This window comes from Luteitalea sp., assembly GCF_022842525.1.
Classification (GTDB): Bacteria; Acidobacteriota; Vicinamibacteria; order Vicinamibacterales; family Vicinamibacteraceae; genus Luteitalea.
The window spans coordinates 1-6667 of sequence record NZ_JALHPM010000259.1; the positions used below are offsets into that span (position 1 = coordinate 1).

Annotated in this window: 7 protein-coding genes; 5 read left to right on the top strand and 2 right to left on the bottom strand. The window is 70.1% G+C overall.

The window, feature by feature from the left end:
* Positions 1-112: 112 nt before the first annotated feature.
* The gene (locus Q0C41_RS28585; protein WP_291989941.1) at positions 113-913 is read right to left on the bottom strand and encodes a sialate O-acetylesterase; all 801 of its coding nucleotides are present in this window, start codon (positions 911-913) and stop codon (positions 113-115) included.
* Positions 914-1085: 172 nt separating this feature from the next.
* Between Q0C41_RS28585 and Q0C41_RS28590 the strand changes: the two genes are divergently transcribed.
* The 5 genes from Q0C41_RS28590 (at position 1086) to rsmH (ending at position 6479) form a co-directional block, all read left to right on the top strand.
* Positions 1086-2303: a type II secretion system protein gene (locus Q0C41_RS28590; RefSeq protein ID WP_291989943.1), complete on the top strand. Its 1218-nt coding sequence runs from the start codon at positions 1086-1088 to the stop codon at positions 2301-2303.
* 4 nt (positions 2304-2307) lie between these two features.
* Positions 2308-3927: an HD domain-containing phosphohydrolase gene (locus Q0C41_RS28595; protein ID WP_291989945.1), complete on the top strand. Its 1620-nt coding sequence runs from the start codon at positions 2308-2310 to the stop codon at positions 3925-3927.
* A gap of 31 nt (positions 3928-3958) precedes the next feature.
* Positions 3959-5134 (top strand): DUF1080 domain-containing protein, encoded by a 1176-nt coding sequence (locus Q0C41_RS28600; protein WP_291989947.1) that lies wholly within the window; start codon positions 3959-3961, stop codon positions 5132-5134.
* Between the two features lie 80 nt (positions 5135-5214).
* A complete protein-coding gene (locus Q0C41_RS28605; RefSeq protein WP_291989949.1) occupies positions 5215-5580 on the top strand; it encodes a hypothetical protein in 366 nt (121 codons plus the stop codon).
* Complete coding sequence (gene rsmH, locus Q0C41_RS28610) at positions 5556-6479, top strand: 16S rRNA (cytosine(1402)-N(4))-methyltransferase RsmH (protein ID WP_291989951.1); 924 nt, start codon at positions 5556-5558, stop codon at positions 6477-6479. The genes Q0C41_RS28605 and rsmH overlap by 25 nt, the downstream gene beginning before the upstream one ends.
* A gap of 21 nt (positions 6480-6500) precedes the next feature.
* Here the strand turns inward: rsmH and Q0C41_RS31545 are convergent.
* Positions 6501-6667 (bottom strand): ATP-binding protein (locus Q0C41_RS31545; protein ID WP_367079319.1); only part of this gene is annotated, 167 nt, incomplete at its 5' end.

Below are 6667 nucleotides of genomic sequence, written 5' to 3' on the forward strand. Positions count from 1 at the left end.
TCCTCGCATTACGATGGAGCTTCATCCGGGGCCTCCTCTGAGCTGAACGGTTGTCTCGCAACACCATTCTTCCCAGTGCGCTCCGGATGAACAACGTGTTTAGCAGATACAGCTAGCGCATGGTGATGAGGGCCTCGCAGGCCGCGGCATATCGACGTCCCAACTCGCGCAGCGAGGCGGTGTCGAAATGCACCTTGTCGCCACCGTGGACCAGGCCGTCACTCGAGACGAACGCCGTCCGGCGCACCTTGTCCGGCAGGGTCCGATGCGCGGCGTCCACCATCCGTCTGGCGTCGTCCCAGGGCACGTCCGGATAGCGCCCGAGCCCGCCGACGATGAAAGGGACGTCGGGGGCGCCGAGGGCGGTGCGGAAGCGGGCGATGAGGTCATGCAGCTTCGCTTCGTACGCTGGCGCGAGGTCCGGTGTCGCATCGGACTCGCCCTGATGCCAGAGGATGGCCTGCAGCGTCCCGGACGCCATCGCCACCCTGGCGCGCGCCATCGCGTCGTCCCAGGGATGGCTGCGGGTCGGCTCGTAGAAGACGCCCGGCTGCCAGGCGTCGATGGGGGAGCCGCCGACGGCGGCCGGGATCAGACCCACCGTGACGTCGGGCGCGCGCTCACGCATGCGCGCGGCAAAGGCGCGGCCGAGGCCGACGCCGGCGACGGGCTTGTCGAAATGCATCGGGTCGGTGGCCGGCACCCACACGCCTGCCTTGTCCAGCATGAGGACACGAGGGTCGACGTCCTGGTCCCCGGGTTCCAGCGCGCCGCGCCCCGCCATGTTGGACTGACCGACGAGGAGGTACAGGTGGAACGCCGCGCGGTCTGGCACGACGGGCCCCTGGCCCGATGCGGGCAGCGAGGCGATCAACGCCAGCATGATGGCGGCCAGACCGATCCGACGCGTCATGAGGCGAGTACTCCTGGGGCGTGATGGCGCATGGCTCCCTATCATCCCCCACCGTCTGGCCATTCCTTGGTCCAGTCCCTCAGCCCCCTGCTCGAGTTGCCGATTCCCCCTGCGAGGAACAGGTGTGAACGACGTGCGGAGAGAGCCGGGCCCTACCCAAGGATGGCGACTGTTGCCGACGCGCCAGTGGTTTGGCGGGCGCCGGCAACGCGTCGTCGTGGGCTTCCAGGCACGCCTGGCGGCCACGCAACTGGCGTGGACCATCGGGCTGCTGCTGCTGCTCGTGGCGCTGCTCGTGGCACCCGTGATCCAGGACCTCGAGTCGATGGACGAACGCACGCGCGTCGATGCCGCCACGGTCCTCCTCAGCCTGCACGATCGCATCTGGTCGGCCGTGATCGCGGTGACGGCCGCACTCGCCGCGGTGACCCTGACGCTGACGCACCGCGTCGCCGGTCCGCTCTATCGATTCCGGCACGTGTTCGAGGCGGTCAGCATCGGGCAACTCTGGGTCCACGCCGGCATACGGTCCACCGACTATCCAAAGGAAGAGAGCGCGGCTCTCGAGCACATGCTCGGCACGCTGCGCACGCAGATCGGTCGCGCCCGGCTGGCCACGCAGGAAGCCCGGGCCGCGACGGATCCGGTCGCGGCGATGGACGCGATTCGACGCGCCGACGAGGCGCTCGCCTTCTTCACGCTGGATCGTCGTCAGGCCGCGCCGCCCCCGACCGCGGCGCCCCCAGACGATGCGCCTGCCGGGGAACCCGAGGGCGGCACGAGGCCATCGTCGGAGTCCGGCATGACGCTCGTCGAGCTGATCGTCGTGGTGGCGTTGATCGGCGTCATCGCCGCCATCGGCGTGCCCCAGTACACCGCGGCCGTGGAGGCTGCACGCGTCACCCGAGCCATCGGCGACGTGCGGTCCATCGATCGCGAGATCCAGGCCTACCGTGCCCTGAACGGCTGCTTCCCGGGATCGCTGGCCGACATCGACCAGCAGCGCAAGGATCCGTGGGGCAATCCTTACGTGTACAACGTGCTGTCGCCCAACGGTGGGGGCGGCGGAGGGGGCGGCGGGGCCCAGGGGGGCGGTGGCAACGGCGGGGGCGGCGGGAAGGGCAACGGTGGGGGTGGCAACGGCGGCGGCGGCGGCGGAGGAGGAGGGGCGCCGGCGCCGGACCCCGGGTGCCAGGCCTGCAACGGCGTGTGCGTCGGCACCGGCGGTGCGCGCAAGGATCGCAACCTCGTGCCGATCAACTCCGACTACGACTTCTTCAGCAAGGGCCGCGACGGCCAGAGCGTCGGCCCGCTGTCAGGCGGTCCCAGCCAGGACGACATCGTCCGCGGCAGCGACGGCGCTTTCTTCGGCCTCGGTCGCGACTACTGATCTCATGGCGTTCCGCATCGATCCTCTCACCAGTCGTGTCGGCCGACGCATCGCGCGCGTCGTGCTGATTGCCGCGATGGTGCCCCTCACCGTCTTCGGCAGCGTCGTGTTCTCGCGCGGCCGCAAACAGGTCGAGACGCAGGAGCGTGAGCGGCTGCACGAGGACGTCAAGTCGGCGGCGCTCGTCGGCCTCGAGCGCCTGCTGATGCTCGAGGCCGGCCTGCGGGCGCTCCTGCTGCCAGGCGTCGGCGACATCTCGCAGCGGCTCTCTTCTTTCCCGATGCTCGAAGGCGTGGACACGGTCGTCCTGCAGCCCGCCCCGGACACCCCGCCCAGACACCTGCAGGGCACGCGCGTGCCGGCGCATCTGACCGAGGAGCATCGGAGGCGAGTTCGCGAGGGCCGGGCCCGCTTGGTCCGTGGTGCCGACCGCACCGCATGGGTCGCCGTCGGCGACGACGCGGGTACCGTGGTCATGGCCCGGGTCGCGTACAGGGAGACCTTCGGCTATGGTCGACGTCCGCTGCTGCGCCCGACCAACACCCTGTGCATCCTCGACGACGCGCACGTCGTGTTGGCGTGTTCGGGTGACGATGCGCGCGTGCCTGCGCTGGTCGAGGCGGCTGACGTGCCCAGACATGGCGACGACGAGCTCGCAATCGACGGCCAGCCGTATCTCGTTCGCACCTGGTCGCTGCCGCTGCAGACCGACTACGGCGCCGGCACGTGGGTCGTCGCCATGATGGTGCCGCGCGCCGAGGCCGCGGCGCCGCTGCGCGCGCTTCGCCGCGAGGTCATCCTGCTCGCCGTCGCCAGCGTTCTGGTAGTGCTCCTGGCCGTGCTCGGCACGGTGCGCAAGCAACTCGGCCCGCTCGCCGTCCTCGAGGACGCATCGGCCCGTGTGCGCGCCAAGCAGTACGACGTCGTCCCCGACATCCGCAGCAACGACGAGTTCGAGACGCTCGCGCACGCCTTCGGGTCGATGGTCGGCGCGATCCGGGAGCACGTCAGCGAACTCGAGGCGTTCTCCGTCGGGGCGGCCACCGCCCTCGCCCGGACCATCGACGCCAAGTCGCCGTGGACGGCCGGGCACTCCGAGCGCGTGACGGAGATGGCGCTCGACCTCGGACGGGCCCTGCAGTTGTCTGCCGACGACATGGCGGTGTTGCAGCGCGGCGGTCTGCTGCACGACATCGGCAAGCTGGCGATCTCGTCGGCCATCCTCGACAAGCCCGGCAAACCCACCGACGAGGAGCGGGCGGAGATCGAGAAGCATCCCGCCACGGGCGTGCGCATCCTCGAGCCGATCGCCGCCTTCGCGGCGATCCTGCCGATCGTCGGGCAACACCACGAGCGCTTCGATGGCGCCGGGTATCCCGCCCGACTGGCCGGCACGCAGATCGACCGCCTCGCACGCGTTCTGGCCATCGCGGATGTCTATGACGCGCTGCGATCGGATCGGCCCTACCGCAAGGGTCTGCCGCTCGCCGTGGTGGTGGACTACATCAGCAACGGCGCCGGTACGCAGTTCGACCCAGACATGGTGGCGGCGTTCGTGCAGATGATGCGTCCGCGGCTGTCGCCGGAGCAGGACGCCATGGGCATCGACGCACCAGCCGCGTGAGGTCGGTGGGCGTTTGGGCTAGACTGCGCCCATGTCCAGGTCGATGTCGGTGTCGGTGGTCCTGACGGCCCTGCTCGTCGCTGCGCCCTCCGCGCAGGCGCAGGACGACGGGTTCGTGTCGTTGTTCGATGGCCGCACCCTCGACGGCTGGGTCAACATCAACTGCGCCCCCGACACCTTCGGCGTGCGTGACGGCGTCATCACCGTCACCGGCGTGCCCATCTGCGAGATCCGGACGCCGCGGATGTACGAGAACTTCGTCCTCGAACTCGAGTACCAGCACCAGAAGCCGATGGGCAACGCCGGCGTCTTCGTCTGGGCCGACGCGCTGCCCGCGCGCGGACAGCCGTTCCTGCGGGCCATCGAGGTGCAGGTCCTCGACGGGCGCAACTCCGAGACCTACACCAGCCACGGCGACGTCTTCGCCATTCACGGTGCGGTGCTGACGCCCGACCGGCCCCACCCGAACGGCTCCATGCGCAGCCTGCCGAGCGAGCGCCGCGCCAAGGGCCCCGGCGAGTGGAACCACTACCGCATCACCGCCAACAAGGGCACGATCAAGCTGGCCGTCAACGGCAAGGAGGTGTCGGGCGGCTACGACATCTCGCCGCGCAAGGGCTACATCGCGCTCGAGTCCGAGGGCGCGCCGACGCTGTTCCGCAACATCCGGATCAAGGAACTGCCGAGTGCTGGCGCGCTCGATCCGTCGCAGGTCGCCACGGCCTACGAGGGACACACGGCCCTGTACGACGGCGTGTCCTTCACGGGCTGGCAGCCGCCGCGCGACGAGGCGAGCCGGTGGCGGACCAACGACTGGACCATGGCCTACGAGAGCACGACGGCCGCACCCGGCAAGCCCCTCACCTCCGTCGGCACCTGGGGCGACGTCGAGATCATCGCGGACTGGCGCTGGGTCGACGAGCAGGAGCCGGCCGCCACGCAGTCGACACCCGCGGTGGCCGCACGCATGCTGCCGGGCGTCCGCGCCGTGGTCATGCCGCAGGCCGGCGCCGCGATGCAGGCGGCCGGCAAGTGGAACCGGGTGGTGCAGCGGATCGTCGGTGACCGGCTGACGGTGAGCGTCAACGGCCAGGTGGTCAGCGATGCCGTCCTGCAGGAGGGTTTGCCGGCCCGAGGGCGGATCGCGCTGGTGCCCGCCGGCCGCAAGGTCGAGTTCGCCAACATCCTGGTGAAGCCGCTGCCCTGAGCGGTGCACCCGTCCACCCGACTTCGGCGTCTCATCGAGCCAAGGCGCCGCTTCCGGCGCCGCGTTGGAGTCTTCACGCCATGCGAACCGCCCTCATCGCCCTGTTCCTCGCCTGTGTCGTCACCGTGGCCCGTGCCCAGTCGCCAGCCGACGGCGCCTGGACGTTCTCCATGAGCAGTCCGATGGGCAACGTGGATGCTGCGGTGCAGCTCAAGGCCGAGGGCGAGACGCTGACCGGTTCGTTCGATCTCGGTGGCGGCCGCGTCTGGAAGGTCCAGAAGGGCACCCTCAAGGGCAATGACATCGCCTTCGTCCTCGAGCGCGACCGACCCTCTGGCGGCTCGATGACCTACGACATGAAGGGCACGATCAAGGGCGACGCCATCACCGGCACCGCCACCGCGATGGACAACTCGGTCGCATGGTCGATGGCACGCCCGAAGTAGAGACGCACTGGCCCATCATGGTGGCGGAAGTCCTCCGCCACCTGCGGCCGAGCCCCGGCGACATCGCCGTGGACTGCACACTCGGCGGCGGCGGGCACGCACGCGCACTGCTCGAACACCTCAGGCCGGGCGGTCGCCTGATCGGCCTCGATCGCGATCCGCTGGAACTGCCGCGCACCGTCGCACGCCTGCGCGCGGAGGGGGTCGGAGACGACGAGTTCGTGGCCCATCACGGCAGCTTTCGGACCCTGCCCGCCGTGCTGGCCGCCCACGGGCAGGCGGGCGCCGACGTCATCCTCGCCGACCTCGGCGTGTCGTCCATGCAACACGACACGCCCTCGCGAGGCTTCAGCTACAAGCATCCCGGTCCGCTCGATCTGCGTATGGATCCGACCTGTGGGGTGACGGGGGCGGAGCGACTCGCCGGGCTCGACGAGGACAGCCTCACCGACATCCTGACCAGGCATGCCGACGAACCGCATGCGCAGGTCATCGCCCGCATCCTCGTCGCGCGACGGCCGACAACGACACACGCCCTGGAGCGTCTGGTGCGTCTGGGGTTGGCCGACGCGCGTCCGGCACTGACGAAGGCCGACATCAAGCTGTCCGTGCGACGCACGTTCCAGGCGCTGCGCATTCTCGTCAACGACGAGTTCGCGGCACTCGATGACCTGCTGGCCGCGTTGCCCACCTGCCTCCGGCCGGGCGGCCGCGTCGTCGTGCTGACGTTTCACTCCGGAGAGGACCGGCGCGTGAAGCAGGCGTTCAGGGCCGGACACCGCGCCGGGCTCTACGCCGCCGTGGCCACCACGGTCGTCCGGTCGACCCGTACCGAGACCTTTGCCAACCGGCGCGCGTCGTCGGCCAAACTGCGCTGGGCAGTCCGGGCGACCTCGTAGCATTCGTCTGGCAGTGTCAGCTTACGTCCGTGCCTGACCGGGCGGGGTCGACGCGACGCGCCCGGTCAGGCACGGCAGCGTGATCGTGAACGTCGTGCCGACGCCCACCTGGCTGGCCACCTCGATGCGCCCACCCAGCAGCTTGCAGATCCGCCAGCTGATGGACAGCCCGAGACCGGCGCCGCCGA

Coding starts and splice junctions, on each gene's coding strand:
- Q0C41_RS28585 (WP_291989941.1), bottom strand. CDS start 913: ATGACGCGTCGGATCGGTCTGGCCGCCATCATGCTGGCGTTGATCGCC.
- Q0C41_RS28595 (WP_291989945.1), top strand. CDS start 2,308: ATGGCGTTCCGCATCGATCCTCTCACCAGTCGTGTCGGCCGACGCATC.
- Q0C41_RS28600 (WP_291989947.1), top strand. CDS start 3,959: ATGTCCAGGTCGATGTCGGTGTCGGTGGTCCTGACGGCCCTGCTCGTC.
- Q0C41_RS28605 (WP_291989949.1), top strand. CDS start 5,215: ATGCGAACCGCCCTCATCGCCCTGTTCCTCGCCTGTGTCGTCACCGTG.
- rsmH (WP_291989951.1), top strand. CDS start 5,556: ATGGTCGATGGCACGCCCGAAGTAGAGACGCACTGGCCCATCATGGTG.